This is a genomic window from Marinobacter sp. ATCH36 (assembly GCF_023555055.1).
Classification (GTDB): Bacteria; Pseudomonadota; Gammaproteobacteria; order Pseudomonadales; family Oleiphilaceae; genus Marinobacter.
The window spans coordinates 284,346-310,977 of the sequence record NZ_JAMJPL010000004.1; the positions used below are offsets into that span (position 1 = coordinate 284,346).

General features: G+C 55.6%; 28 protein-coding genes. 19 read left to right on the forward strand and 9 right to left on the reverse strand.

What is annotated here, in order from left to right; all coding sequences use genetic code 11:
- Positions 1 to 23: 23 nt before the first annotated feature.
- Positions 24 to 389, reverse strand: a complete 366-nt coding sequence (locus M8010_RS14415; protein ID WP_250092441.1) for a type II toxin-antitoxin system VapC family toxin — start codon at positions 387 to 389, stop codon at positions 24 to 26.
- Positions 379 to 603, reverse strand: coding sequence for a hypothetical protein (locus tag M8010_RS14420; protein WP_250092443.1), 225 nt, complete (start codon positions 601 to 603; stop codon positions 379 to 381). The genes M8010_RS14415 and M8010_RS14420 overlap by 11 nt, the downstream gene beginning before the upstream one ends.
- 204 nt (positions 604 to 807) lie before the next feature.
- Here M8010_RS14420 and M8010_RS14425 point away from each other — a divergent pair, with 204 nt between their 5' ends.
- Positions 808 to 1,455, forward strand: a complete 648-nt coding sequence (locus M8010_RS14425; protein ID WP_250092450.1) for a transposase — start codon at positions 808 to 810, stop codon at positions 1,453 to 1,455.
- A gap of 9 nt (positions 1,456 to 1,464) precedes the next feature.
- On the opposite strand, the gene M8010_RS14430 is transcribed toward M8010_RS14425, so the two are convergent.
- From M8010_RS14430 to M8010_RS14440, 3 genes are all read right to left on the reverse strand, one after another.
- The gene (locus M8010_RS14430) at positions 1,465 to 1,770 is read right to left on the reverse strand and encodes a BrnA antitoxin family protein (protein ID WP_250092453.1); all 306 of its coding nucleotides are present in this window, start codon (positions 1,768 to 1,770) and stop codon (positions 1,465 to 1,467) included.
- A gap of 174 nt (positions 1,771 to 1,944) precedes the next feature.
- On the reverse strand, positions 1,945 to 2,229 hold the full coding sequence (locus M8010_RS14435; protein WP_250092455.1) for a type II toxin-antitoxin system RelE/ParE family toxin: 285 nt from the start codon (positions 2,227 to 2,229) through the stop codon (positions 1,945 to 1,947).
- Positions 2,230 to 2,237: 8 nt separating this feature from the next.
- Positions 2,238 to 2,477 (reverse strand): type II toxin-antitoxin system ParD family antitoxin, encoded by a 240-nt coding sequence (locus M8010_RS14440; protein ID WP_250092457.1) that lies wholly within the window; start codon positions 2,475 to 2,477, stop codon positions 2,238 to 2,240.
- Positions 2,478 to 2,681: 204 nt separating this feature from the next.
- Between M8010_RS14440 and abiEi the strand changes: the two genes are divergently transcribed.
- Genes abiEi through M8010_RS14470 form a run of 6 tightly spaced genes read left to right on the forward strand, consistent with a single transcriptional unit; the run spans position 2,682 to position 6,637 of the window.
- Positions 2,682 to 3,233: a type IV toxin-antitoxin system AbiEi family antitoxin gene (gene abiEi, locus M8010_RS14445; RefSeq protein WP_250092458.1), complete on the forward strand. Its 552-nt coding sequence runs from the start codon at positions 2,682 to 2,684 to the stop codon at positions 3,231 to 3,233.
- Complete coding sequence (locus M8010_RS14450) at positions 3,220 to 4,125, forward strand: nucleotidyl transferase AbiEii/AbiGii toxin family protein (RefSeq protein WP_250092459.1); 906 nt, start codon at positions 3,220 to 3,222, stop codon at positions 4,123 to 4,125. The genes abiEi and M8010_RS14450 overlap by 14 nt, the downstream gene beginning before the upstream one ends.
- A gap of 36 nt (positions 4,126 to 4,161) precedes the next feature.
- Complete coding sequence (locus M8010_RS14455) at positions 4,162 to 4,455, forward strand: nucleotidyl transferase AbiEii/AbiGii toxin family protein (RefSeq protein ID WP_250092461.1); 294 nt, start codon at positions 4,162 to 4,164, stop codon at positions 4,453 to 4,455.
- Between the two features lie 40 nt (positions 4,456 to 4,495).
- Positions 4,496 to 4,924 carry a nucleotidyltransferase substrate binding protein gene (locus M8010_RS14460; protein ID WP_250092462.1) on the forward strand — a complete coding sequence of 143 codons (429 nt, stop codon included), beginning with the start codon at positions 4,496 to 4,498 and terminating at the stop codon, positions 4,922 to 4,924.
- Positions 4,925 to 4,967: 43 nt separating this feature from the next.
- Entirely contained in the window at positions 4,968 to 5,237 is a 270-nt protein-coding gene (locus M8010_RS14465; RefSeq protein WP_250092464.1) for a nucleotidyltransferase family protein, read from the forward strand.
- Positions 5,238 to 5,275: 38 nt separating this feature from the next.
- Positions 5,276 to 6,637 carry an MBL fold metallo-hydrolase gene (locus tag M8010_RS14470; protein ID WP_250092465.1) on the forward strand — a complete coding sequence of 454 codons (1,362 nt, stop codon included), beginning with the start codon at positions 5,276 to 5,278 and terminating at the stop codon, positions 6,635 to 6,637.
- Between the two features lie 129 nt (positions 6,638 to 6,766).
- On the opposite strand, the gene M8010_RS14475 is transcribed toward M8010_RS14470, so the two are convergent.
- Together M8010_RS14475 and M8010_RS14480 are read right to left on the reverse strand one after the other, a co-directional pair.
- On the reverse strand, positions 6,767 to 7,051 hold the full coding sequence (locus M8010_RS14475; RefSeq protein WP_250092467.1) for a hypothetical protein: 285 nt from the start codon (positions 7,049 to 7,051) through the stop codon (positions 6,767 to 6,769).
- 314 nt (positions 7,052 to 7,365) lie between these two features.
- Positions 7,366 to 7,830, reverse strand: coding sequence for a pilin (locus tag M8010_RS14480; RefSeq protein WP_502846222.1), 465 nt, complete (start codon positions 7,828 to 7,830; stop codon positions 7,366 to 7,368).
- A 391-nt stretch (positions 7,831 to 8,221) separates the two neighbouring features.
- On the opposite strand from M8010_RS14480, the gene pilB reads away from it, so the two are divergent.
- The 12 genes from pilB (at position 8,222) to yihG (ending at position 22,286) form a co-directional block, all read left to right on the forward strand.
- The gene (pilB, locus tag M8010_RS14490) at positions 8,222 to 9,937 is read left to right on the forward strand and encodes a type IV-A pilus assembly ATPase PilB (protein WP_250092468.1); all 1,716 of its coding nucleotides are present in this window, start codon (positions 8,222 to 8,224) and stop codon (positions 9,935 to 9,937) included.
- Between the two features lie 5 nt (positions 9,938 to 9,942).
- Positions 9,943 to 11,163 carry a type II secretion system F family protein gene (locus M8010_RS14495; protein WP_250092469.1) on the forward strand — a complete coding sequence of 407 codons (1,221 nt, stop codon included), beginning with the start codon at positions 9,943 to 9,945 and terminating at the stop codon, positions 11,161 to 11,163.
- Between the two features lie 100 nt (positions 11,164 to 11,263).
- Positions 11,264 to 12,139, forward strand: a complete 876-nt coding sequence (locus M8010_RS14500) for a prepilin peptidase (protein WP_250092475.1) — start codon at positions 11,264 to 11,266, stop codon at positions 12,137 to 12,139.
- Positions 12,139 to 12,741, forward strand: coding sequence for a dephospho-CoA kinase (coaE, locus tag M8010_RS14505; RefSeq protein ID WP_250092477.1), 603 nt, complete (start codon positions 12,139 to 12,141; stop codon positions 12,739 to 12,741). Before M8010_RS14500 ends, coaE begins: the two co-directional genes overlap by 1 nt.
- Before the next feature lie 61 nt (positions 12,742 to 12,802).
- The gene (locus M8010_RS14510) at positions 12,803 to 13,825 is read left to right on the forward strand and encodes a hypothetical protein (protein WP_250092480.1); all 1,023 of its coding nucleotides are present in this window, start codon (positions 12,803 to 12,805) and stop codon (positions 13,823 to 13,825) included.
- Between the two features lie 176 nt (positions 13,826 to 14,001).
- On the forward strand, positions 14,002 to 14,748 hold the full coding sequence (gene tsaA / locus M8010_RS14515; RefSeq protein ID WP_250092492.1) for a tRNA (N6-threonylcarbamoyladenosine(37)-N6)-methyltransferase TrmO: 747 nt from the start codon (positions 14,002 to 14,004) through the stop codon (positions 14,746 to 14,748).
- A 37-nt stretch (positions 14,749 to 14,785) separates the two neighbouring features.
- Positions 14,786 to 17,146, forward strand: a complete 2,361-nt coding sequence (locus tag M8010_RS14520) for a hybrid sensor histidine kinase/response regulator (protein WP_502846223.1) — start codon at positions 14,786 to 14,788, stop codon at positions 17,144 to 17,146.
- Between the two features lie 18 nt (positions 17,147 to 17,164).
- Positions 17,165 to 17,353 carry a DNA gyrase inhibitor YacG gene (yacG, locus tag M8010_RS14525; RefSeq protein WP_250092493.1) on the forward strand — a complete coding sequence of 63 codons (189 nt, stop codon included), beginning with the start codon at positions 17,165 to 17,167 and terminating at the stop codon, positions 17,351 to 17,353.
- 118 nt (positions 17,354 to 17,471) lie between these two features.
- Positions 17,472 to 18,026: a YfaZ family outer membrane protein gene (locus tag M8010_RS14530; protein WP_250092495.1), complete on the forward strand. Its 555-nt coding sequence runs from the start codon at positions 17,472 to 17,474 to the stop codon at positions 18,024 to 18,026.
- A 101-nt stretch (positions 18,027 to 18,127) separates the two neighbouring features.
- A complete protein-coding gene (locus M8010_RS14535; RefSeq protein ID WP_250092500.1) occupies positions 18,128 to 20,335 on the forward strand; it encodes a hypothetical protein in 2,208 nt (735 codons plus the stop codon).
- Between the two features lie 78 nt (positions 20,336 to 20,413).
- Positions 20,414 to 21,340 (forward strand): glucosaminidase domain-containing protein, encoded by a 927-nt coding sequence (locus M8010_RS14540; RefSeq protein WP_250092502.1) that lies wholly within the window; start codon positions 20,414 to 20,416, stop codon positions 21,338 to 21,340.
- 49 nt (positions 21,341 to 21,389) lie between these two features.
- Entirely contained in the window at positions 21,390 to 22,286 is an 897-nt protein-coding gene (yihG, locus tag M8010_RS14545; protein WP_250092504.1) for a 1-acylglycerol-3-phosphate O-acyltransferase, YihG family, read from the forward strand.
- Between the two features lie 3 nt (positions 22,287 to 22,289).
- Here the strand turns inward: yihG and M8010_RS14550 are convergent, their stop codons facing one another.
- Entirely contained in the window at positions 22,290 to 25,016 is a 2,727-nt protein-coding gene (locus M8010_RS14550; protein WP_250092505.1) for a LuxR C-terminal-related transcriptional regulator, read from the reverse strand.
- A 221-nt stretch (positions 25,017 to 25,237) separates the two neighbouring features.
- On the reverse strand, positions 25,238 to 26,599 hold the full coding sequence (locus tag M8010_RS14555) for a DUF1329 domain-containing protein (protein ID WP_250092509.1): 1,362 nt from the start codon (positions 26,597 to 26,599) through the stop codon (positions 25,238 to 25,240).
- Positions 26,600 to 26,632: the final 33 nt, after the last annotated feature.

Genomic DNA, 26,632 nt, shown 5'->3' on the forward strand with positions numbered 1-26,632 from the left:
CTGACCCCAGAGCGAAGTCACAGTTACGGCACCAACTCTGCAAGCGAAATGGTCTTGCCCACATGTCGGTTGCTTAGCTTCTCATCATCTGTGACAAGAACAAAATCGCCGACGATAGCAGTGGCAGAAATGATGCTATCGGGAAGCTTCAGTGAGGTTGTTCTTCGAATCTTTATCGCCGCATCCTGTATCGGCGCTTCCAATTCAATGACAGGGATCTTTTGAAGCACTGCTTCCAGTTGCCGCTCATCGTCCCGTGTGAGAGAGGGCCAAGACAGGAGCTCCAGCTTCGTTATGACAGAAACGGCGTAGCTGTTAAGGGGTAATTTTAGTTTGCGATTAATTGCATAGATGATGGCGTTAGTATCAAGCAGATATTTACCACTCATCCCTCATTTCCCTCTGAATCTTTAGAGCATCGATGTTCGAGAAGGCTTGAACCTCGCAACCACTCAGATCCAGAGATAGTTCTTCGATTTCTGGCTTCAGATCCTCTTGCACCATAATCACTACCCTGGCATGGCCATCTTTAAGCTGCCGATATTTCTCTGGGATTCGTAACACGCCATCCTTTATATCCGTTTCAAACTCTATCGCGTACATCCAAGCCTCCAGATTTCGCTCTTAAGCGACACATTCCGCATTGTCGCATTCCTTCCTCTTGTTCTCCAGCAACCGGGTTGATTTGGGGTCTGACCCCAGTGCATTTAGTAAGGCTAAATGTCTTGGGGTCTGACCCCAACTTGAAATTGGAACTCAATTGCGGCAGATTGTTGCTTTTACAAATCAGTTCACAAGGAATGTGAAATGCCCCGCCGCCAAAGGATTTGCCCGGCCGGGATGCCCCAGCATGTGATTCAGCGGGGTAATAACCGGCAGGTTTGTTTTCAGGATTTTCCAGACAGAGCCGCCTACATAGCGTTTCTCTCCCGCTACCGGGAAGAACATGAGGTGGATATTCACGCCTGGGTTTTGATGAGCAATCACACCCACCTATTAGTGACACCACGAACGGATCAGGCGCTATCAGCGTTCATGAAGGCCCTCGGCCAGCGCTATGCGCAGTACTTTAATTACAAATACGAGCGATCTGGAACCCTCTGGGAGGGGCGATTCAAGTCTTGCCTTGTGGATACAGAGAGCTACTTCCTCCAATGCCAGCGGTATATCGAACTGAACCCGGTGAAAGCGGGGATGATGGAGTATGCCGGAGATTACCAGTGGTCTAGCTACCGTTGCCATGCCTACGGGCTGGGGGCGAAGTGGCACACGCCCCACGCTTGCTACCTGAATTACCAGCCGGATCCGGACAGGCGTTTTGAGGGTTACCGGTCTTTTGTGGCTACTCCGTCGCCGGAGGGCACGGACGATATGATTCGATACGCGGCCATTGCCGGCAAGGCGTTGGGGTCTAGGGAATTTCAGGAGAGGATGGAGGCTCGGTTTGGGGTCTGACCCCAGCTCCTAACCTAGCCTCTCAATATCTTCCGGGCTGTGGTCTTGCAGGTACTCCTGCAATGCCTTATCCATACGGGACTGCCAACCGCTACCCGTGGCTCGAAATTTAGCAACAACGTCGGGTGAGAGCCGAATGGTTATCCGCTCCTTTGTGATCTCTGCTTTTGGCCGCCCCATGGGGCGAAGACGCCGGAACTCCTTATCCGTAAGCTCCCGGGTGTCTGGGTCTGCCGCTATGCCGGCGTTAATATCTGCCTCTTCCTGATCCGACGGCAGCTCAAAATCCCGTCCCGATTTAGATTTTATCTGCATAAAGCCTCACCTCTCGTCGATTTGTCTTTCGGAGACGGATTAATGCAAGCGTCCTCGGTGGCCGACATCAACCCCCGTTCTATTAAAGCCGCTTCGGAATTTAGGCTCAAACCCCGGTACATTTGGCCAGATGAAATGTCTTCGAGTCCGACCTATAAGACTCTTGGCAACTTGTCAGGGCAACCAGTCCTCCCGACTATGCCTCACACGAATAATCAAGATTCTCTGGTACGTTTCCTGCCGATAGATGACCAAATGAACACCTACAGGATGTATACGTACTACTGGTCGAAACTCTTTACGCTCTGCTGCCGCAAGGGGGTTAGCCGCAAGAAACTCAAAACACTCCTTTAACTTCGAGTGATACTCGTCTGATTGCGCCAACCCAAATTTTTCAATCCCATCCAAAAATATGCCAATGACGTCCTCTTCAGCTTTACGACTGAGCACATATTCCATTATGTTTGTTATCCTTTCGCCAACTCCATAGCCCGGTTACGCAGCCCATCCATCGACTGGTTACCCTCGCCACTCTCCAACCCTTCACTAATCCGCCGCTGCATATTTTCGATTTTCTCTGCCCGGTCTTGATCTCTCCGGATCAAATCCCGCACGTAATCGCTGGTATTGGAATATCGGCCAGACTTTGTCTGCGTTTCCACCCACTCCTTCATTGGTTCCGGCAATGAAACGTTCATTGTGGCCATAGACACCTCTCTGTTTGCTTGCACTTCATGACAATTATTGCCAATTTTTGCCATACATGGAAGTCTGACCAAGGCATGGATTTTGGGGTCAGACCCCAATGCATTTGGTCAGGCGAAATGTCTTGGGGTCTGACCCCATAAATGTCTGCTTGCATAAGCTCCGCGCTTTATTACACTATTAATAACAAAACGCGGATTAAAACTATGCAACCAATACAGCGACTGGAGCGATGGTTACTCACTTCCCACTCGGCCAGCCCCGTGGGCCTGTATTCAACGGCATCGTTCCGATCACTATTCCCGGACCTGAGCCAGGGAGCGTATCGGGCGCTACTTCACCGTGCAGAAAAGCGCGGGCTTCTGGAACGAGTGTGCCAGGGCATTTACCAATACGCGGGCGCACCCGATAACAGCGGGCTGATCCTGTTCCATGCCGCCGCGCTCTTGCGTACCAGACACTTTAACTACATCAGTCTGGAAACCGCGCTCAGCGAAGCAGGACTGATCTCCCAAATACCCATGGCCTGGATTACCCTGGTAAGTACTGGTCGCTCGGCCACGGTCGACTGCGGTCGTTTCGGCATGATCGAGTTTGTGCATACGGAACGCGCAATGTCTCATATCATTGATGAATTGAGTTATGACGCCGACCGGCACCTGTACAGAGCTTCGCCCAAATTGGCGTTGGCGGACATGCACCGGTTCAACCGCTCTACAATTGACCTGATTCCGGGATCTGACGATGGGACTATTTGACTCACTGGTTGACGAAGCCATACGGAACCAGAGCGGGCTTTCCGTGCTTCGCCCGGTGGTGGAGAAAGAGATACTGCACCACGACATTCTGCGCGAATTGAGCCACGCAGACCTGCTCCAGAGACTCACATTCATTGGCGGAACCTGCTTGCGGGCCTGCTACGGCTCCAACCGCCTAAGTGAGGACCTGGATTTCACCGGCGGCGCCGGCTTCAACAAGGCTGTACTGGACAGGCTCAAGGAAACGCTCGAAACACGCCTGCAGGAGAAGTATGAACTGCCCATAACCGTAACGGAGCCAAAGGCAGAGAAACAGGGGAACGTGGATACCTGGAAGCTTAGCGTGAACACGCAGCCTGAGCGGCCAGACAGGCAGGCACAGAAAATCCATCTAGACATCTGCGCTGTACCCAGTTACCAGGTAACACCAAGGACTCTTCGAAATCACTACGGAATCAACTTGGGCACTGAGTCTCTCATCATCAATGCCCAGACGCGAGAAGAAATCTTTGCCGATAAGCTGGTGGCATTTGCCATGAGACCGGGGCGGCTAAAACATCGGGATCTCTGGGATATCGCCTGGCTGACCCAGGGTGGTGTTGTACCGGCGTATGAGCTTATCAATGCGAAACTGGCGGATCACGGACAATCAGAGACCGCCTTCCTTGAACGCGCTGAAGATCGACTGAAGATGCTTGAACTAGAACAGCAGCAAAAGGATTTCATATTCGAAATGTCCCGGTTTATTCCGCCAGACCGACTCAACCAAACAGTCCGGCAGGACGGCTTTTGGTCGTATCTGATCAACACCACCACGGAAAAGATCCGCGAAGCGCAAAAGCAGCTCGAGGGCAAGCCATCACGTAACAGTGCTCCCCCATTTCCAATGTAAGCCGGGGTCAGACCCCAGTACATTTGACCAGGCAAAATGTCTTGGGGTCTGACCCCAAATTGCCCACGGAACCAGAGCGGGCTTTCCGTGCTTCGCCCGGTGGTGGAGAAAGAGATCCTGCACCACGACATTCTGCGCGAATTGAGCCACGCAGACCTGCTCCAGAGACTCACATTCATTGGCGGAACCTGCTTGCGGGCCTGCTACGCCTCCAACCGCATGAGTGAGGACCCGTATTTCACCGGCTGCGCCGATTTCAAAGAGCTGTGTGAACTGGGGTCAGCCCCCACACTCTCGGTGGCACTGGGAAACAGCCGCTCTTTTGGATAGCATGGTGGACTGGAGCTTAAACACTGCGAAAGGAAATAAAATGCCAGACTCCGATATTCGTTGGCTTCAACGCTTCAGTAATTTCAAAAAAGCGTTCAATCAGCTCGATTCCGCCGTACAGTTATGCAAAACACGGGAATTGTCCGATCTGGAGAAACAGGGGCTGATTCAGGCATTCGAGTATACGTACGAATTATCCTGGAATGTGATCCGGGATTATTTTCGGTGGCAAGGCAACACGTCAATTACAGGCTCCCGGGATGCAATCCGCGAAGCGTTTGCCAACGGACTGCTGGAGGAAGGTGAAGGCTGGATGCGAATGCTGCAAGATCGGAACCGCACATCGCACACTTATAACGAAGATACGGCACGCGCAATACTGAACAACATACTCATGCAATACCACAGCCTGTTCGAGAAACTACAGACACGCATGGGCGATGAGGTAAAGAAACATGGCCTTGCCTGAAACAGCCGAACCTGTGGATACGTTCGGACTCCCAAGCCACGTGATGACGGAATTAAAATCCGTATTCGCCAGGCACCCTGGAATAGAAGAAGTTACCCTCTACGGCTCCCGAGCCAAAGGAAACTATCGATACAACTCCGATATTGATCTGATGCTAACCGCACCCGGGCTTTCGCGGCCAGAGTTCAATGAAATCGAACTCGAGATTGATGACCTATTACTGCCCTGGAAGGTGGATCTGGCACTGAAACACCAGGTTGATAACCCCGCCCTGCTTGAGCACGTCAGACGAGTTGGCACTCCGGTTGGGTAGCTTGGGGTCTGACCCCACTATAGTACAAGGATAACTCCATGAAGCTGAAATTCCTCGGCGGTGCGGGCACGGTTACCGGTTCACGCTATTTACTGTCGGATGAGAAACACCGGCTCCTGGTGGACTGCGGGATGTATCAGGGTGTCAAGAACCTGCGCAAGCGCAACTGGGCGCCTTTCCCTGTAGAGCCGTCATCCATCAATGCGGTGGTTCTTACCCATGCGCACATCGACCATACCGGCTACCTGCCCGCCCTGGTAAAGAATGGCTTCAATGGAAAAATCTACTGCACCAAGGCCACCCACGAGCTATGCAAAGTTTTGCTGCCCGATGCCGGCTACCTTCAAGAAGAGGACGCCAAATACGCCTTCCGCAAAGGATTCTCCAAGCACGACAAGCCGGAACCGCTCTTTACTGTGAAGGACGCACACGAAGCCCTGAAGCACTTCGAGTCTGTGCACTTCCATGAAAAAATCGAGCCAGTGAAAGGCATGGAGGTTACCTTCACCCCGGCGGGCCATATCCTGGGGTCTTCCTGCGTGCATGTGCACCACCGGAGCAGCGACCGCACGGTGGTATTCAGCGGCGATGTGGGGCGCCAGAATGACGTGATCATGCGGCCACCGGAGCCAATCAGCAAAGCAGACGTGCTGGTGTGCGAATCTACCTATGGCGACCGGCTACATGGAGAAACTGACCCGGAGAGGGTACTGGCAGAGATCATCACCAAGACCGCAGGGCGCGGTGGCATTGTGCTTATGCCCTCATTTGCCGTCGGCCGGGCGCAGATGCTGTTGTACCTGATTCACAAGATCATGGCCGAAGGCCGGATACCGAAAATGCCGGTCTACCTGAACAGCCCTATGGCGATAAAGGCCACCGAGATCTTTTCCCGGCACCACAAGGAACATCGTTTAACCGGCGCACAATGCGACATGATCGACGAGAATACTGAGTTTGTGCGCACCGTGGACGAGTCCATCGAGCTCAACAGTGTGCGCTACCCTTGCGTGATCATCTCGGCCAGCGGCATGGCCAGTGGTGGCCGCGTGCTGCACCATCTGAAAACCCTGCTGCCGAATCCAAGGAACAGCATTGTGTTTGCCGGCTTCCAGGCCCCGGGAACCCGTGGGGATGCCTTGGTGAACGGGGCCGAATCGGTGAAGATTCATGGGGAGTACTGGCCGGTTAAGGCGGAGGTTCATAATCTGGATTCACTGTCTGCACATGGAGATTATGAGGAGATCTTGCAGTGGCTAAGTGAGGGTTCGCTGAAGCCGGAGAAGGTTTATATTACGCACGGTGAGGTTGTGGCTAGTGATGTGATGAGGAAACGGGTTAGAGACCGGTTTGGGTGGGATGTTGAGGTGGCGGAGTTGTTTGAGGAAGTGGAGGTATGAACATGGGATCAGATGACCTCCTATTGCCAGTTTAGGTGCATTAATGTTTTCTCTCGTTGTTGTTGAAAGCGTATACACTCAACGCTATGGAAGAGCGCGGCGAGGATCAACCCACCTAACGGCCAGTCATCAATAAATCGGAGCAAAGCCAACGGTGCTGCAATCGGCATAAACTTCAACAATCTGGCCATCAATCCACACAGCTAAGGCATCTGCCGTGCCCGTAGCACTGCTGCCATACCGGACTTCCGAAGAACCATCGCTGGAAACGCGGATGCGCCCCTCATTTGGACAGGCTTGATAGTCGGAGATGCCGACTGGAGTATGTGTCGATATCTGGACATACCCTCCAACCGAAGAGTCAATCAGCTTGCCGACCATCGTAAACTCGGCGTCAAACTCTATCCCTTCCAAACGCGTTTCAGCGTTGATCAGAGCGACGTAGCGATTTTAGGGGATGATTACAATGCAGTGACCATTTCTACCAATACCCAATTCTGACACTGGGCTGAATTGCTAAAAGAGGAAGGATAGTCAATTTTTAGAAAGACCGAATCTGGGAGGAAGCTGTGTTGTCATCCCAAATGGCTAAGGAGGCTAATGTGTCCATGATCAATTATGTACCACAACCCCGAATTAGACGCCGCCAGAAACGACAAAGGCCCGGGGTCGTAACCGCCGAGCCTTTGGGGATTAGGTCAGGCTATGTTGTGCCTGTCCTCGATGATTTACGGTCTGCAGTTTGCAGGAGCCCAATTTGCCGACGCATTGGTGGCAGCATCAATTGTGGCTGAGCACGCCCACCCCTCAATCATATCGCCCGCTGCCGCAATAGCCGGATCAGGCGTTAGAACGATATCAAATCCGGCCATATCATCAAAACCTTCGGCTGTAATCACGCCAGTGTCATCTGCAGCAGTAACTCTTTCAACATACTGAGTTATGTTTCCGCCAGCAGCAGCAGGTTCGTTATTACATGAACTGTAATTAGCAAAACCTGATTGATTAATCTCTGTAACGCAGGTTCTTACACTACTAGCCGCCAATACCACCTCAGAAGCCTTAGCACGATTAGTGTAATCCTGATACGCAGGGATCGCCACGGCTGCGAGAATACCAATAATCGCCACAACGATCATCAGTTCAATCAGAGTAAAACCCTGCTGACCCTTCTTCATTTGAATCTTTTGCATAAAATCAACCTCTAGCGTTGTCGTTCCTCGTTTTTACCAGCTCCGGGGCGGTGGAGCATTGCCCCGGGTCCGCATTGAGCCCACGGTAACCTAAGCAGCCACCGTGCCAATTGCAACATAATGTTAAAAAAAGTCGGCTATTCAGTAACTTGCCATCCCAATGCGACAGAGACCACACAGGCTCACCAGGCCTGGCCGTCGCCCCAAGACGTCCAGAAGTGACACTTTTTGTCACCCACACTATCACCTATCGGCATGCATGTTCAGCACGCTGTCTTTGAGAAACATCAACCCTGAGACCCACCCTGCTTTCCAAACCCAGGCCATACATCTAAACTCTGGTACATAGAACTCATATTCAGCCACTTATAAGACTTTCCTCAGAGCATTTATGGCGAGCAGCAACCGAAACGTGACGCTAACGGGCCTTGCCCGTCGATTTGTGGACGATGGGCTTCTGGATGAAGACACCGCCAAAGACGCCTTTATTCAGGCATCCCAGAACAAGATCCCCCTGATTACTTATCTGGTTCAGAACGAACTGGCGAACAGCAGCGGCCTCGCCTTTTCTGCCGCCATGGAGTTCGGGGTGTCAGTGCTGGATCTGACCTCTTTCCTGCCGGAAATGATGCCGGAGAAGGTTGTCGACGAAAAATTGGTCCGCAAGCACAACGCACTGCCACTTTATAAGCGAGGCAATCGGTTGTTTATTGCGGTTTCGGACCCGACCAATATCCAGGCGCTGGATGAGATCAAGTTCAATACCGGCCTGAGCACCGATGCCATTCTGGTGGACGATGCCAAACTTCGGGCTGCGATAGATAAGTATCTCGAATCCCAGGACAGCAGCATGGGAGACCTGGACGATGCTGACCTTGAGGGCGTAGAGACTGAGGGTGGAGAGCAGGAAGACGACGCTGTTGTTGCTGCCACAGACGTAGACGACGCGCCTATTGTTAAGTATGTCAACAAGATGCTGCTTGATGCTATTCGCGGTGGCGCATCGGATGTGCACTTCGAGCCTTATGAAAAGACCTACCGGGTTCGTTACCGGACTGATGGCATTCTTAAAGAAATGTCTCGCCCCTCGATCAAGCTGGCGCCAAAGATATCCGCCCGCATAAAGATCATGGCGCAACTGGACATCTCTGAGCGCCGGGTACCCCAAGATGGCCGGATCAAGATGAAGCTGTCAAAAACCAAGGCCATCGATTTCCGGGTAAACACCCTGCCCACCCTTTGGGGTGAGAAGATTGTTCTGCGGATTCTGGACCCGAGCCAGGCCCAGATGGGCATTGACGCGCTTGGTTATGAGGACGACCAGAAGAAGCTTTACATGGATGCCCTTGAGCAGCCCCAGGGCATGATTCTGGTAACCGGGCCGACAGGCTCTGGTAAGACGGTCTCCCTTTATACCGGCCTGAACATCCTGAATACGCCTGAGCTGAATATCTCTACCGCCGAGGACCCTGCCGAAATCAACCTGGAAGGTGTTAACCAGGTTAACGTAAATAACAAAGTGGGACTGGGTTTTGCGGAAGCCCTTCGCGCGTTCCTGCGACAGGACCCGGACATTATCATGGTGGGCGAGATACGGGACCTGGAAACCGCCAACATTGCCATCAAGGCCGCCCAAACCGGCCACCTTGTTTTGTCTACCCTTCACACCAACAGCGCCGCAGAAACACTGACGCGGATGATGAATATGGGGGTACCTGCGTTCAACATTGCAACGTCGGTTAGCCTGATCATTGCGCAGCGGCTGGGCCGTCGTTTGTGTAAATCCTGCAAACAGCCTGCAACCGTTCCCAACCAGATCCTTTTAGAGGAGGGGTTCACACAGGAACAAATTGATACAGAGTTCACGTTGTACCGCCCCAAGGGCTGTGATAAATGCACTAATGGATATAAAGGCCGCGTCGGGATTTACGAGGTGGTCAAGATCACCGAAGAGCTGGCAAACATGATTATGGAAGAGGCCAGTTCCATTAAAATTGCAAAGCAGGCTCAGGCCGAAGGCTTCCGAAATCTGCGGCAATCCGCCCTTAGGAAGGTAATCGAGGGTGTGACCAGCCTTGAGGAAGCTAACCGCGTGACGAAGGATTAAGAAGTATGGCTGCGAAAACAGAAAAACTTCAGGCATTTGTCTGGGAAGGCAAAGACCGCAAGGGCAACAAGTCCAAGGGCGAAGTATCCGGCACCAACCTGGCGCTGGTGAAAGCGCAGTTGCGTAAGCAGGGCATTATTCCGGACAAGGTCAAGAAAAAGCCCAAGCCGTTGTTCGGGGGCAGCAAGAAGATCACGCCATTTGATATCGCCTTGTTTACGCGGCAGATGGCGACGATGATGAAGGCGGGTGTGCCTTTGGTTCAGAGCTTTGACATTGTCACGGATGGTCTGGAGAATCAGGGACTGAGAGACTTGATTGCAGCGGTTCGTAACGATGTTGCCTCCGGTACCAGTTTTGCCAACGCCCTTCGTCGTCACCCCAAGCACTTCGACAACCTCTATTGCAACCTGGTGGACTCCGGTGAAAAAGCCGGTGCATTGGAGCAGATGCTCGACCGGATTGCGATGTATCTTGAGAAAACGGAAACCCTCAAGAAAAAGGTCAAGAAGGCTATGACCTATCCGATCGCGGTTATCGTGGTCGCTATTGTTGTAACCGCTATTCTACTCGTTAAAGTGGTTCCGCAGTTCGAAAGCCTGTTCCAGGGCTTTGGTGCCGATCTGCCTCTGTTTACCCAGTTTATTATTGGGATATCGGAATGGATGCAGAAGTGGTGGTTTATTGTACTGCTGGGCATCGTGGGCTTTGTATTCTTATTTAAGGAGGCCAAGAAGAAATCGCTCAAATTCTCGGACCTTGTTGATAAATATGTCCTGAAACTGCCGGTGGTCGGTGAGATTCTTGATAAGTCTGCCGTTGCCAAGTTTGGTCGGGTACTTTCGACTACCTTCGCATCCGGTGTTCCGCTGGTGGATGCCCTTGAGTCAGTTGCTGGCGCGACCGGTAATGCGGTGTATCGCGACGCTGTAATGAAGATTAGGGATGATGTGTCCAGTGGTACCCAGTTGCAAGCGTCCATGAAAACGACCGGTGTGTTCCCGGTGATGGCCGTGCAGTTAACCTCAATCGGCGAAGAGTCCGGTAACCTGGATGAGATGCTGGAGAAGGTTGCTGACCACTACGAGGGTGTTGTTGACGATATGGTAGATAACCTGACTGCCTTGATGGAGCCGATGATTATGGCGGTTCTGGGCGTCCTGGTGGGCGGCTTAATCATTGGCATGTACCTGCCAATCTTCCAGATGGGTCAGGTAGTTGGTTGAATTGTGCCATTTTGTCGGATTACGGCCCTCTCGGGCCTAATCCGACCTACTCTAGTGAAGATTTCGACTCGATCGCCGCTTCCCGCATTTCGGATAATCTATGCTCACTCTAGACACCTTGCTTGCCACGCCCTGGCTACTTTATATCGTTGTTATCTTTGTCTCCCTCTGCATAGGCAGCTTCCTAAACGTCGTCATCCTCCGCCTGCCAAAAATAATGCAACAAGACTGGCGCTGCCAGTGTGAAGAGTTTCTGGAATTACCGGAGGAACAACGAAAGGAAGAAGAGACGGTCACACTCTCCAAGCCGGCGTCCACCTGCCCTTCCTGTGGCCACAAAATCCGCGCCTGGGAGAATATTCCGGTGATCAGTTACCTGGTGCTGCGTGGAAAGTGTGCTTCCTGCAAAACCGGTATTTCCCCGCGCTATCCGATTATTGAGGCCATTACGGCGCTGTTTTCGGTGGTGACGATATTTATCATCGGGCCAACTGAGGCGGCGCTGTGGGCGTTGTTGCTGGTGTGGGCGCTGATTGCGCTGACGGTGATTGATTTTGATACCCAGTTGTTGCCGGATAGCATCACACTGCCGTTGTTGTGGCTCGGGTTGGTATTGAATTACTTTGGCGTGCTCACGGACTTTAACGGTGCCTTCTGGGGCGCTGTGGCCGGGTATCTGTCACTCTGGTCGGTGTACTGGTTGTTCAAGCTGGTAACGGGCAAGGAAGGCATGGGCCATGGGGATTTCAAGTTATTAGCTGCACTCGGTGCCTGGCTGGGCTGGGAGTTGTTGCCGGCGGTGATTTTGTTGTCGTCGGTGGTTGGTGCCGTGGTGGGGATCAGTTTGATGGTGTTCCGCAAGCATGGGCGTGAGGTGCCGATTCCGTTTGGGCCGTATTTGGCGGCGGCGGGGTTGCTTTGTCTCTGGTTTGGGGCAGAAATTCTGGCCGCGTGGCATGGGTATTTGGGGGTTTAATGGCTGTCGTTGGGCTCACTGGCGGTATTGGTTCCGGTAAATCCACTGTGGTGCGAATGTTTGGCGCCCTTGGCGTGCACTGGGTGGACGCGGATGATGTTGCCCGTGCGGTTGTGGAGCCTGGCACTCCCGCACTGGAGCAGATTGCGGAGCATTTCGGGCGTGACATTCTGCTGCCGGACGGTGGCCTCAACCGCGCGGCACTACGGCAGGTTGTATTTGATGCGCCAGAGGAACGGGCCTGGCTGGAAGGGTTGTTGCACCCGGTGATTCGTGAGGAATTGGTACGTCAGCTGCAGCCGGCGGACTATGCCCTGCCCTATGTTTTGCTGGTGTCGCCGTTGTTGCTGGAAACGGACCAGCATCAGCTGGTGGACAAGGTGGTTGTAGTCGATGTGCCCGTGGATGTGCAGCTTGAACGAACCATGGCCAGGGATGATAATGCGCGGGATCAGGTTCAGCGAATCATTGACGCCCAGATCCCCCGTGAAAAACGGCTGCAAAGGGCTGATGAGATAGTGGACAACAACCGGCCCGTTTCAGAGGTTGAACATCGCGTTGAGGCGTTACACAAGCAGTTTATGGTGGCGTTTGACCGCTGACGTTCGTTATCTCCGCACTATTCTCCGTGTTTGTGCTGCCCTGCTTGCAGCGGTTCCCGGTATGTCTACGGCTCAGGATCGACTGCTTACCATTACCGACCCTGTGGCAAAGGATGTTCTGATCCCTGAAAACCTGCCGCCCTCATTTTTTACCTTTTCTCCGGACGAATTCTGGGCCGAGCCCAACGATTCCTATTGGCTCAGGTTCAGCAACTGGGTTCTGACTCAGGAACGCTCCCACAGCGATCGCGTTCAGGCGCTGGGTGAATGGGCGGACCGCACGCTTTCCGGCAGTACCCAGGCGTTGCCGGATAATGAAAGTTATCTGCGCGTCGGTTTTGCCACCGAATCGGAATACGGCGACCCGGCCCAGTTTGATCCAGAAGCGCGGTTCCGGCTGGATATTCCGACGACTGAGGAAAAACTGCGGCTGGTTATCGAGAGTGAAAGTGATGAGCTTATCCCCCTTTCCGAGCGGCGGCGGAGTCGACAGCTTACCGAGGATGAGCGGACCGATACCCAGGCCACCGGTGCGTTTCGCTTTCTCTCGACTGTCGGCGATGCGATCAATCTGAGTAATGATTTGGGTGTGCGCCTGCGTTTGCCGCCTGATGCGTTCTGGCGGGCGAAAGCGGAAAAGAGCTGGCAGCCGGGGGAAGACTGGAGGCTGGCGGTGGAGCAGCGAGTGTATTACTTTCACCAGGATGGCTGGGGCACGAGGTCGTGGTTTGGTGCCGGGCGGAGCCTGGGCAATGGTTGGAATACGCTGATTTCGTCGGAGGTGGAGTGGGTTCACGATGAGCGTAAATTCGAGCTTTCCCAGACGGCGAATTTTTACAAGCGGCTGAATAACCGGTCTACCATCAATCCTCGGGTGGGTGTTCTGGGTGAGAGTCAGCCTAGTTGGCGGCCTACGTCGTATTTTACGGATGTGACTTATCGGTATCGGTTGCACAGTGACTGGTTGTATGGGGAAATCATTCCGGCGTTGGAGTTTCCGCGGGATGAGAGTTTCAAGGATCGGGGGTCGTTGGTTTTGCGGATAGAGTTGTATTTTTCTGGCAGTATTGAGAGGCCCTATTAAGGTGCTACTCATCAAATTCTGTGCTTTCTGGCCGAGCTTCAACCGATGTGCCCTTCCAAAACACGCTACGAGCACATCCATGTGCGCTTGACTTCGGCCGTCCTTGGCCGAAGACAGTTTTGGAAGGGCTCACCGCCTGAATCTCTAACTCGAGTTACCTAAAGCTTCTTACTTTTATGAGCCGTCATCTTTCTCGTCCTGCCAATGAGGCGTTAACGCTTACGCCGATTGCCCTTACCCGCTCATGTTTTCGGGACAAGTTCGGGGTGCCCCGCCAGCCGGGGTTGACCCGTTTTGCCCATGCCGATCTGGTGATTCAACCGCCGTTTGATCGGGAGGATGCGTTTCGGGGCCTGGAGTCGGCGAGTCATTTGTGGTTGACGTTTCAGTTTCATGAGGCGGTTAGGGCCGAGTGGCGGCCGGTGGTTCGGCCGCCGCGGTTGGGGGGAAATAAGAAGATCGGGGTGTTTGCCAGTCGGTCGCCGTTTCGGCCGAACAGTCTGGGGCTTTCGGTGGTGCGGAATGAGGGGCTTTGTCGCGATGATGGCGGGCGGTTGGTGTTGCGGGTTGGTGATCATGATCTGATTGACGGTACGCCAATTCTGGATATAAAGCCGTATCTGCCGTTTGCGGATTCGGTGCCGGAGGCGTCGCTGGGGTGGGCGGATTCGGCGCCTACGGAGCGACTGCCGGTGGTGTTTCTGGATGAGGCAGAGCAGCAGCTTGCGGGATTGCCGGCGGTTGAATATCCGGATCTGCGGGGGTTGATTGAGGATGTGGTGAGTTACGATCCAAGGCCTTCGTTCCGGCGGGGTCGGGATGAGGAGCGGATCTATGGGGCGCATTTCTATGATCTGAATGTGCGTTTCCGGTTTGTCCATAACGAATCACAGGAGCGTGTCGAAGTGCTAACCGTCTGTTAAACTGCAAGTCGGTTATTTTATCGACACGACACAGGGAATGCGTGCCTTGCCTCCGATCCGGTTATTCAAACGAATAGGTGTACGGCCACTGGCTGCCAGGCTGTTGGTTTATGTGCTGTTGTTCAGTCTGATCCTGTCGCTGGCGGCAACGGGTGTGCAGATGATTGGCGAGCTCGACCGCCGTACGGAGGAGCTTCGCAGCACTCAGGAGCGTGCGGCAGAGCTTGTTTCCGGTGCGATGAGCAACAATCTGTGGCTGATGAATTACAGTGAGGTGGCCAACAGTCTGGACGACATGCGGGCCATTCCGGTGATTCAGCACGCCCGGGTGATCACCGCCGCGGGTGAGGAATTCAGTACCGGCACCTACCCGGAGGGCCGGGTGATCTCCGAGTCTTTCCCTCTGGTGTTTAACCGCGCGTCTCTCGATAACCCGGAAGCCATGGGTACGCTTACGGTAACCTCGTCCGTGGAGACGGTTTACAACGAGCTGATGGAACGCGCGTTGCTGACGCTGTTGTTCCAGTCGATGATTGTGATGCTGGGTACGCTGGGGCTGCTGATTATTGTTCGGCTCACTTTGTCGCGGCACCTGGAGACCATTGCTGATTATGCCGCGCGGCTGAATCTGGATGCGTTGATTGAGCCACTGCGGCTGCGCCGCAACCCCCCAAAGCGTGGGGATGAGCTTAGCGAGCTGGAGCAGGCCCTGAACACCATGCGCCTGCAATTGCTGGAGGATACCCGTTCCCTGCGCCAGACATCGATTCAGTCCCAGGATGAACGGGACGAAGCGGTGCGGGCCAACCACGCCAAGAACCAGTTCCTGGCCAATGTCAGCCATGAATTGCGGATTCCGCTGCAATCCGTTCTGGGTTACGCCAACCTGCTTTCCGACACTCCGCTGGACCAGGACCAGCGCGAGTATGTTCATACCCTGCTGAATGCCTCCGAGAGCCTGTCGTCCATCATCAATGACCTGCTGGATATTTCCAGCATGGAGGCCGGCAAGCTGGTGCTGGAGGACATCCCCTTCGATCTGCGGGACACCCTGAATGATCTGGTGCACATGCTGGGCGCCCGGGCCCGTGAAAAAGGCCTGGCCCTGGAATTGCGCATTGACGAGAACCTGCCCTGGGCACTGAGGGGCGATCCGGTGCGGCTGCGGCAGATTCTGTTGAATCTGACGTCCAATGCCATCAAGTTTACGGACTCCGGCCACGTGCTGATCAGCATTGAGGTGCTGGGCCGCCGCGACGACAACGTGCGGCTAAGGGTGGCGGTTGAGGATACCGGGGTCGGTATCAACCCGGAGGACGTTCCGCTGGTGTATGAGCCTTATGTTCAGCTGGGCCAGCGTTTCCAGCGCCAGCTGCCCGGGGCGGGCCTGGGGCTGACGATCTGCCGCCAGCTGGTTCATCTGATGAGCGGTTCTCTGGCCCTGGAGAGCAAGCCGGGGGACGGCTCCACCTTCTGGATGGAGCTGACGTTGCCGGTCGCCGCCGAGAGTGCCTCCCGTAGCCGGCCGGATACCAGCATGATCCGCGGCAAGCGCATTCTGGTGGTGGACTCCTATGAGCTGTCCCGCAAGATTACCCTGGAGATGCTGTCACGGCACGAGCTGGACATTGAAGCGGTTAAATCCGCCGGGGAAGCACTGACGTCCCTGCGCCTGGCCTCCGATAACCTCGAACCCTTTGATGCCATTGCGCTGGATGGGTTTGTGCCGGATATGGACAGCGATTTGCTGTGCCGCCAGATTCGCAGCAATCCGGAGTGGGGCCACACCCGGCTGCTGATTCTGTCGTCCAACCCCCAGCGCGGCGACGCGGAGCACTTCCGCCAGGCAGGAGCCGATGCGTTCCTGAGCAAGTCCCTGCGGGAATCCTGCCTGACACCGATCCTGCATCAACTGTTTGCGGATGCGGCCAAAGACGATCGCCGTTTCCTGACCCGTTTCTCCCTGCAGGCCGTCAGTGACAACACCCGCCGCCGGGAGCTGCCCTGTGGCCGCATGAAGGTTCTTTTGGTGGAGGACAACCCGGTTAACCGCACGCTCTCGCGCCGGCTGCTGGAAAAACTCGGCTGTGATGTGATGACAGCCAATGACGGCGAAGCGGCCACCAGCCTGTGGCAATGGCATCCCTTCGACCTGATTTTTATGGACTGCATCATGCCCCGGGTAGACGGCTTTGAAGCTACAAGGCGCCTGCGCCGGTGGGAGAAGGACCACAATCGCAGCCCCGTTCCGGTGGTGGCTTTGACAGCCAGCGCCATGGAAAAGGACGAGGAACGCTGCCGTGAAGCCGGCATGGATTCCTTTGTTGCCAAGCCTGTCAATATTGAAATGCTGCGGGCGGTTCTGGAACAATACTGCAAGGCGTCCGCATCCACCTGAACATCTCCAAAGGCTGTCATGAACGTAGAATGTCCCACCTGTAAGAAGTCCGTGGAATGGACCGAGAGCAATCCTTTTCGCCCTTTCTGCTCCGAACGCTGTAAGCTGATCGATCTGGGCGCCTGGGCGAACGAGGAATACCGGGTGCCTGCCGAAAACGTCTCGCCAGACGATCTCGACCAGGGTGATGATACAACCAGCCACTAAAAGCCCGTATTAACCGGCCCTTAACCCGTTTTAAGTTGAGCGCGCCGGGGCTGCCCGTTACCATTCAACCAAATCAATCCTGATCCGGTTACATTCAATCAATAGAGAAGGTATAAGAATGAAAGTGTCCCGTATTCCTTTTATCGTTCTGTCCCTTGCCGCAGCGCCGGTTTTTGCTGCCGATGCGGATCTGAGCCTGACCAACGACTCCGTAAAGGGCCAGGTGAATTTTTTCGAGACCAACTCTGATCTGCAGGTGGGCACTGGCTACACCTATCACGAAGGCAGCCGCCATATCGGCAACGTGGATTTCCACGCCCAGGGCCGCACGGCGCTTGGCAACCTGCCTACCACAGCGGGCATTGGCGTTCGTGCCATCGGCTGGGATGACGACCGTGTAGACGGCGGTGCGGTTGCCCTTGGCGGGTTCGCCACCGTGAACGTTCCCGACGTGCCGGGGCTGTCCTTCACCGGCGGGCTTCACTATGCACCGAGCATCCTGTCGTTCGGCGATTCCGACGACATGACCAGCCTGGAACTTCGGGGCAGCTACCGCGTGATCCGCAATGCCGAGCTCTTTGCCGGTTACCGCTACCTGAATACCAACTTTGAGGGCCGCGGCGACCTCAACCTGGATGAAGGTGTTATGGCAGGCATGAAGATCTTCTTCTGATCGGCAGGGCTGCCACACCCGAAATCGTGCCCTGCCTCACTCTTTGCCTTGGTCCATCTTGATAGACTTTTCGCTCACGCTTCGGGAATGGTTTATCATGCATGGACAACCTTTCAGGACAAACAACCAGGCGGGGCCTCTGGCTTCTTTCAGCGGCATCTGTATTCGCGCTCATCGCGGGTTGTGGTGGTGGTGATGATGCCATCGACGACGCAAGAGACCGCGACAACAGCTTCCCACCAGCCAAGAACGCCAACGACGATTTCACCTCCGGCACCACGGGCGATTCCAGCAATGCCTCCGGGCTTGAACGTAACGAAGTGCGGGTGACGATGGAAGTACCGACATCCGTTGCCCCGGACGGAGAGCCTACCCGCCGCAACCTCAGAATCATCGAGCCTGACACCATCACTGTCTACCGAACCGACCAGTCTCTCCGCGAGCTTGCCTCTGTAGACGCCCGTTCCCGCACGGAAAATTCCGGGCGCACCGTCATCGCCTTCAGGGGCGGCCTGCCCCTGGGCCCGGACGTGATCATAGAAGCAAGCTACGGCAACACCCGGCTGCGGGCCCTGGCTGCCGATGCGGACCGGGATGTGAAGATCAACCCGTTCTCGGAATACCTGGTTGCCAATGCGCTTGGCTCTTACTCAGCCGATGAGTTCAACCGGGTCATGGACTGTGTGAACGATGCCGACAGCACCCTGTGCCTGAATAAATATGTGTGGCCCACCCTCGCCGACCAGGTTCACGATTTTGAAATTGATATCCCCGATAACCTGGGTGCCCGGGGGGCAATAACGCTGCTGGAAGAGCGGGGAGACTTTGCCCGCTATGTGTCGTCCATGACCGATCTGGCGCTGCTGGGGGAGGAGTCTACCGGCAGGATCGAAGCCAGCTCCGCGGATTATCACTCAGTATTCTGGGGCGTGGAGCTGGGCCAGACCTTCCGGGAATCCAGTCTTGCCGGTTCCGGCCAGTGGGGCGTTCGCCTGGCACGTGAAGAGACAGTCACCGACCAGAACGGCACCGGTTATGTCTACCCGGGCCTGACGCTGACGTCCTTCGATGCCTTCAATATCAAGGTAACCTCCCTGGCTAGTGATATACCCTATGACCGCAAAACACTGGTGCATAGAAGCGACAACGAATTTTTCAACCGTACAGACTGGGACCGGAATACCCATTCCTCGTCTCCGGGGGCCGCAACCCTGGAAGACGATATCCGCCTTCTGGCCGGTCGCGCGCTGTTCCAGAGCATCACCGGCCGCAGCAGCTCGGAAATCATTGGCTGGACCCGCAATCCTTATCATCTGGACGCCTATGTGGGCGGTGGCAGCGAACAGCCTGACCGTTTTCTCAGTGGATATTTCACCGCCGGAAAGGCCATCGAGCTGCGTTCCGAGGGCGGTGAACTGAAGCGGGAACGTACCCTGGAGGACCATTATCTCTCGGTGTTTGAACTGAATCTGCTGCGGCAAGAAGGATTTGACAGGCAGCAGGCACTGAACGGGAAGAGCTACAACCTGGTTTACCTGGCCATCCGCATAGGCGACGAAAACCAACCCATGGTGGTAGAAAGCGGAGTCGGAGACTGGCAGATCAACGGCCAGACCGTCACCCAGGCGGCGACAACCACCGCGCTTCACAGAGGCAACACCGGAACCGTATCCGTCTCCCCCGGAACCCGCAACGCCAGTTGGGTGATCAGTGAGCGACGGTCGCGGGTCTGGGATCCCAACGATGGCAACCGTATTGTCAGCAACGGCCGCCTGAACCTTGACACAAACGCCGCCCCCGACCTGGATGAGACGCCCGACATTGCCATTGGCGCCGCCACCCCGGATGGCACGCTGCTGGGCTTCAATCTGGACACCAACGCCATCGGTGACGGCCTGATGGTGGCCGCGGAGCAAGCCGAAACCGCGCCGCCCACAAGCGGACAGTACCGGCTTCAGGGCGCAACCCTTGGCCTGTCACAGGGCCGCAACAGACTGGCGCATTTCGATAACGCCCTGCTGGTGATCGAATCGTCAGGCAGTGCGCGCCTGGAAGGCCGGCGGCTGGACACTGTTCACCGGGTGGATGCCGAAACCGTATCCGCCCCGATAGCCCGGGAACCAGAGGACGTTGCCCTCACCTATAGTGCGAGCAACGATGGGACGGCAACATTCACCAACACGGATAGCACTCTGACAATGAACGGATTCTTCACCAACGACCAGAACCAGTTTTTCCTGCAAATCAGAGACACCCAGGGCAATGAAGAAGTACTGGGCCTGGTAATGGCCACGCGCCTGCCGGACTGACTGGCACCAAACCGCCCGGGCGACGCGGCCGTATTACCTGTTATAATCGCTGTCATATCGATTACAACGAGAGGTTTTATGTCTTCTGGTATTCGGGCGTTTTTGCTGATTTTTCCAATGGTGGTGTTTGGTTTCTGGGGAGCACTGCACACTCCGGATCCTGACCTTGACCGGGACACAGCTGAAACAGAGGACGTCGCGCTGGCCACCTTGCCACCGCTGCCCAGTTGGTCCAAAACTGACCTGCCGGATTTCTCCAACTACCGCGATACCACTGAGAAGAAGGCGGCGTTTTTCTCGTTTCTCTATCCACGCATTGTGCTGGCAAACGCCCGCATTCTGATTGAACGCGAGTACCTGCAAAGCCTATCTAGCAAGGACGAGCTCAGTCAATCCGAACTGACCTGGCTGAAAAAACATGCGGAACGTTTGCGGGTGGATGAGGAACCGGGCAGCGCGGACATGTTCCGGCGGCTGGGGAATCGTCTCGATGTAATTCCACCGTCCCTTATTATGGCGCAGGCCGCCAACGAATCCGCCTGGGGCACCTCCCGCTTCGCCCGCCGGGGTAATAACCTGTTCGGCCAGTGGTGCTTTTCGAAAGGCTGTGGCCTGGTACCCCAAAGCCGCGTTGAGGGCGCCAGCCATGAGGTGGCCGATTTCGACTCACCGTATCTCTCGGTGCGCTCGTACATTCAGAACCTGAATCGTCACCCTGCCTACCAGAAACTTCGGGATGTCCGCCTTAACGCCCGCAACAGCGGCGATAATGCCACTGGTTCCAGCCTGGCTGCCGGCCTGCTTGATTACTCAGAGCGCGGCGAGGAATACGTGAAAGAAATCAGAAGCATGATCCGCTACAACAATCTGTCCTACTACGATGAGAAGTTCCTCAGTGTCCGGGATAGCAGCCAACAGGAACTGCTGGCGCTGGCCTCGGCCCGAGAAGAAGAGGCGCTTTTGCGAGGCAGTAAAGCGGATGCCACCAACGACAGCGAAGGCTGATTCAGCCACCCGATAATCGTCGAGACTTGTATTCCGGAGATACCTGTCCATGCTCAGTTTCTTGCCTGCACCAGTCAAAGGTGTGCTTGCAATCGTGCTTGTCCTGCTGAACACCCTGTGGCTTTTTCCGATTCTGATGGTCTTCGCGATTATCAAACTGGTGATTCCGGCTACCCCGATCCGAAAAGGCTGCACCATTGTTCTCAATCGCATTGCCTGGCTGTGGATCGGCTTCAACAATGTGCTGGCCGATGTGCTGCACGATATTGAATGGGACGTGCGCGGGGCCGAGGGCCTGAGCCGGGAGCACTGGTATTTCGTGACCTGCAACCATCAGAGCTGGACTGACATTCCGGCCATTCAGCATGTGCTGAACAGCCGTATTCCACTGCTCAAGTTCTTCCTGAAGCAACAGTTGATCTGGGTGCCTTTTCTGGGTATTGCCTGGTGGGCGCTGGATTTTCCGTTCATGAAACGGCACACCAAGGAACAGATTGCCCGCCGACCGGAACTGAAAGGCCAGGATGTCGAAACCACCCGCGCGGCCTGCGAGAAGTTTCGTTATACCCCGGTGACCATCTTCAATTTCATGGAAGGCACCCGGCTGACGCCAGCGAAGCACAAGAGCCAGAATTCACCCTACCGGCATCTGCTTAAACCCCGTGCCGGTGGCACCGCCTTTGTGCTGGAGGCGATGGGCGAATCACTTCATACCATGCTGGATGTGACGATCCTTTACCCGGAGGGCAAGAGCGGTATCTGGAGTTACCTGTGCGGGCGAGTGCAGAAAATTGTCATTGATATACGAACCCGGGAAATTCCACAGCGGTTTCTGGGCATGGACTACCAGAATGATCGCGACATCCGCGTTGATTTCCAGCGCTGGGTAAGCCAGCTCTGGGAAGAGAAGGACGCCCGGATCGAAGAGCTGAAACGGTCCGCCTGAGCTCTATAACAGCCCAAGCTCCCGGGCGCGCACGATGGCCTGGGTACGGGATTTGACCTCAAGCTTGGCGTTGATGCGACGGGCATGGGTTTTGACCGTGTGCAGGGAGATGTGCAGGCGGTCGCCAATGTCCTGGTTGGACAGGCCCTGAGCGATCAGCTCCAGCACGCCCTGCTCCCGTTCACTGATGGGCTCGGCCAAAGGCGCCTGCACTTTCATGTCGGACAGTCCGTAAAGCCTTCCCACGGACTCGGTAAAAGGCGTGTCTGGCAACTGCTGCCAGGTTTTTTCCAGCAGCTCCTGAAGTTCGCCCCTGAGCTCGGCAAACGGGCTGATGTAGTGTTCTTCCCCGGCCATGGTGATAGCCGTGGCGAGTAGCTTCTGGGCAGCCGCAGGGCCTTTCTGGCGCCAGCTGACGACGCTCTCCAGCAACCTTGAGTGGATATCCAGCCCGAACGGCAGTGTCTCGCCATTGTTGTGGCGGATATTGCTGACGGTTTGCGCCGCCTTTATATCGTCACCCCGTGCCAGTTCAATCCTCGCCTGCAGGCAATCGAGCATTCCCGGCATCATCGGGAACATTTCCGGTACACAGTTTACTTCCCGCCAGGGATTCAGACGCTCCATCGCATGGGCTGCCGTATCAGGTTGCCCCAACGACAGCCAGCCACTGATTTTCAGCGCTTCCAGTACCGGAACGTACACCGCCTGATCCACTCGCCAGGACTGCATGGTGCGCTCAGCACGGCCTATCCAGGCAAAGGCATCATCCATCCGGTTCTGGGTACGGCAGATAAGCACCCGGAGTGCCATGGCCAGCAGCAGCCCCAGGTCGCGGGTCTGTTCCGCATGACGTATGCAGGTTACCAGCAGGCGGTCCGCTTCCGCTTCCCTGCCCTGATGCCACAATACCATTACCAGGTTTAGCTGGAGCCGCGTTTCCCCAACCCGAGCCGGACGAGAGGATTCGTTCATCGCGGTATCCAGGCCGGTCCTCAGCAGTTGCTCGGCGTGTTTCAGCGAACCCTTGCCCAGCTCGATTCGCGCGTGGGCATACACCGCCAGAATTTCCGAACCGGCATCACCGGCTTCCCTGGCCAGCTTTGCAGCAATACGGTTGGCTTCCCTCGCCTCACTGAAATTACCCGCCGCACACAGGGCGCTGGAGCGAACCAGCTGCGTCACCAACTGCCCCTGCGTCGACAGTGCCTCCGCCTGCAACGCTCGGTCCGCCACCTCCAAAGCTTCGTCAATGCTGCCTTCACCACGAAGGATAAAGGCTCTCAGAGCGTCGATACGGCCCACCAGTTCAGGATAATTTCCCGCATCCAGATCACTGATCAGCAATCGCGCCTGGTTGAACTGTCCGCCAATGGCATGAACCCAGCCGTAGACGATTTTTAACCGCGCGCTCCTTTCCAGCAGGCCCGCGGGCAGTGACCGGCGCAGCCGCAGCAGCGAGGCCGTATCCTGACCAATCAGCAGCGCCTCTGACCCTTCCGAGGCAATGCGTACAGACTCCTCCACATCACCGCTTACCAGTGCATAGCGCAACGCCTCAGGGAACTGGTTACGCTCGCTGAACCAGCGGCTGGCCTTGAGTGCACGTTCGCGGGAGCCATCCAGCGCAGGTGTCTGCAGCCAGTCGTGCAACAGCGGGTTGAGGCGGAACCAGCGCCCCCTACCCGGAAGCGGGCGCAGAGGTATACCTGTCTCCGCGGCGGTGGATGGCCTGAATGCGTGGTCACATCCGGCGTCGGCCAGGGCGAGGAAGAGCTCGTCCGAGACAATCTCCATTTCCGCCATGATGCGCAAGGAACGCTGCTGCCCCGGGGTAAGATGAACCAGCACCGCATCCCTGAGGAAACGCTCAACACTGAAAGTTTCCTGGATCGGCAGCCGGGCTTCGGAGGAAGACTCCAGCTCTCTCTGGTATAGCCCCAGCGGGGTGATCCAACCTTCGGTCAGTGAATACAGGTGCTCAACGGCAACCGTCGTCAGCTGATTACGGCTGACGGCGGTCTGAAAAAACTCGAAGGTCTCAGCGCGGGTCAGCTCCAGGGACTCAGTGCCGATCCGGTGGAAGCGGCCTTCCAGTTCGTAGGTGTGGGTCTCAAAGGGCAATGGTTTTCTGGACACCAGTACGAGTGCCAGGCCGTCGGGCGTGTTGGCTGCAAGTTGCTGCAACAGGGCAATGGCGGCGGGATTGGCAACTGTGCCGATATTGTCGATCACCAGTACACTGGCAGTTTCCGACTCGTCGCTACCCTGATCGTTGCTTTCCCGATTATTCCAGTAAGGGTCAGACAACAGCATTGCCAGAGCATCGCTATAACTGGCCGCTTTTTGCTGACCGGAGGGCCGGGATGCAGTGCGAGGGGACGCCAATGCAATATCAAGCAGCGCCATGAGCCTGCCCGCATCATTCTCCTGCCCGGTCAGGCTCAGCCATCTCAGAGTTTCAGGACTACGGTCGGTTTCGCGGAAGGCTGCGCTTAATGCGTGGGACTTACCGTAACCTGAGGGTGCTTCAACGAACAGCACCTGCCCCGGCTTGATAACCGAGGTGATTTTTTCCGTAAGTGCCTTTCTTCTCAGGTAGTTGGGGACGGGCTCTGGCATCCGCACCCGCTGACGCAACAAATCCCTTATCAACTCGCCACGATGTACTCCACCCAGTGCCGACTGGAATTCATCGTTGGCCGCACAGCCATCATCAAATGATTTCACTCTTTGCCCCGTTGAAAACCCGGAATCCATGAGCGCGGCGGCCCATTGTCCGGCAAATGTGATCTCTGCCTTGTGGTAATCATGGCGACCTGCGTGGGTACGCCTTTAGTATGAGTAGGAAGAGATTAAACTAAAGGAGGGGTAGGCTGCAAAAACAAAAACGGCGGGCCAGAGCCCGCCGTTCTCAAAAACCGGAATAACTTCCGGGGGAACCCTTTGCTTTACCGCGTGCCAGCCCGGCGCAGAGCCGCCGGGGTGTATTCGCGGGAAGATCGCTCAACACCAAATGAATAGGGATTTGATTCTTCATTGGTCAAGCCCAGAACAAGGTAGCGACCAGACAGCAGATCGTACAGGGTCTCGATGGCATACCAGGGAACAATCTGATCATAAAACTGCATGCTGTGAGCCTCAGCCACACGCCAGAGCTCGCCGCGTCCGTCATAATGATCGATAACTGCTGCCTGCCAGGAATCTTCATCGATGTAGAAATCACGCTGAGCATAGATATGGCGCTCACCATCCTTCAGAGTCGCACGCACATGCCACACACGATGCAGCTCGTAGCGAGTCAGATCCTGGTTGATATGCCCTGCCTTGATGATCTGGTCGTAGCTCAGGTCGCGGTCCACCAGCTTGTAGGAGTTGTACGGAATGTACATTTCCTTCTTGCCGATCAACTCCCAGTTGTACCGGTCAGGCGCCCCGTTGAACATATCGAAGTTGTCTGAGGTACGCATACCGTCTGCCGCAGTACCCGGCCCGTCGTAGGCTACCTGCGGAGCCCGGCGCACACGACGCTGACCCGCGTTGTATACCCAGGCGCGACGTGGCTCTGCGACCTGGTCGATGGTCTCATGAACCAGCAGCACGTTACCGGCCAGACGCGCCGGAGCGGTAATGGCCTGCTTGAAATAGAACAGTACGTTGGCATCTTCACCCGGCTCGTAATCTTCCAGGTAGGTGCGCCATGTCAGTTCATCCTGGAACTTCACAACACTGTAGTTACCATTTTCCTGCGGCGTTACCTGGCCAACATTACGCTGGACAGAGCCACCGCGATAACGGGTGATATGGTTCCAGATTGCTTCCAGGCCATTTTGCGGGATCGGGAATGGTGTCGCCGTCTGATAGTTACCCAGGCCGTTACCATCCTTGATCAGCTCAACGGTAGTCGCATTCTCGACCGTCTCTTCCATCACCTGGTCCGGATAAGCGGCCGTACGATGCGTCTTATAGACCGGAATCTTGTAGTTATCGTACCGCTCGATCATGGCAACCTGACCCGGAGACAGCTTGTCTGAATACTCCTCAACGTTACTCTGATCGATGGTAAACAGCGGCTGTTCATCCGGGAACGGATGGACATAGATTCCGTCATTGTTATAGCCCGCCGGTGATGAGGTCAGGCCGCCATCCCATGCCGGGATTTCATCACCATTGCCAGCCTTCTCCGCGCCCATCGGCGTGAGCGAATCGCCCAGCTTGGCCGCTTCCTCTGCGGAAACCGCGCCGAAGGCGTTGCCCGCAAACATGGATGCGGACAGGATGCCAGTGGCCAGTAGCTTCTTGTTCAGTTTCATTTAAATTACCTCGTTAAACGAATTCAGGCCGAA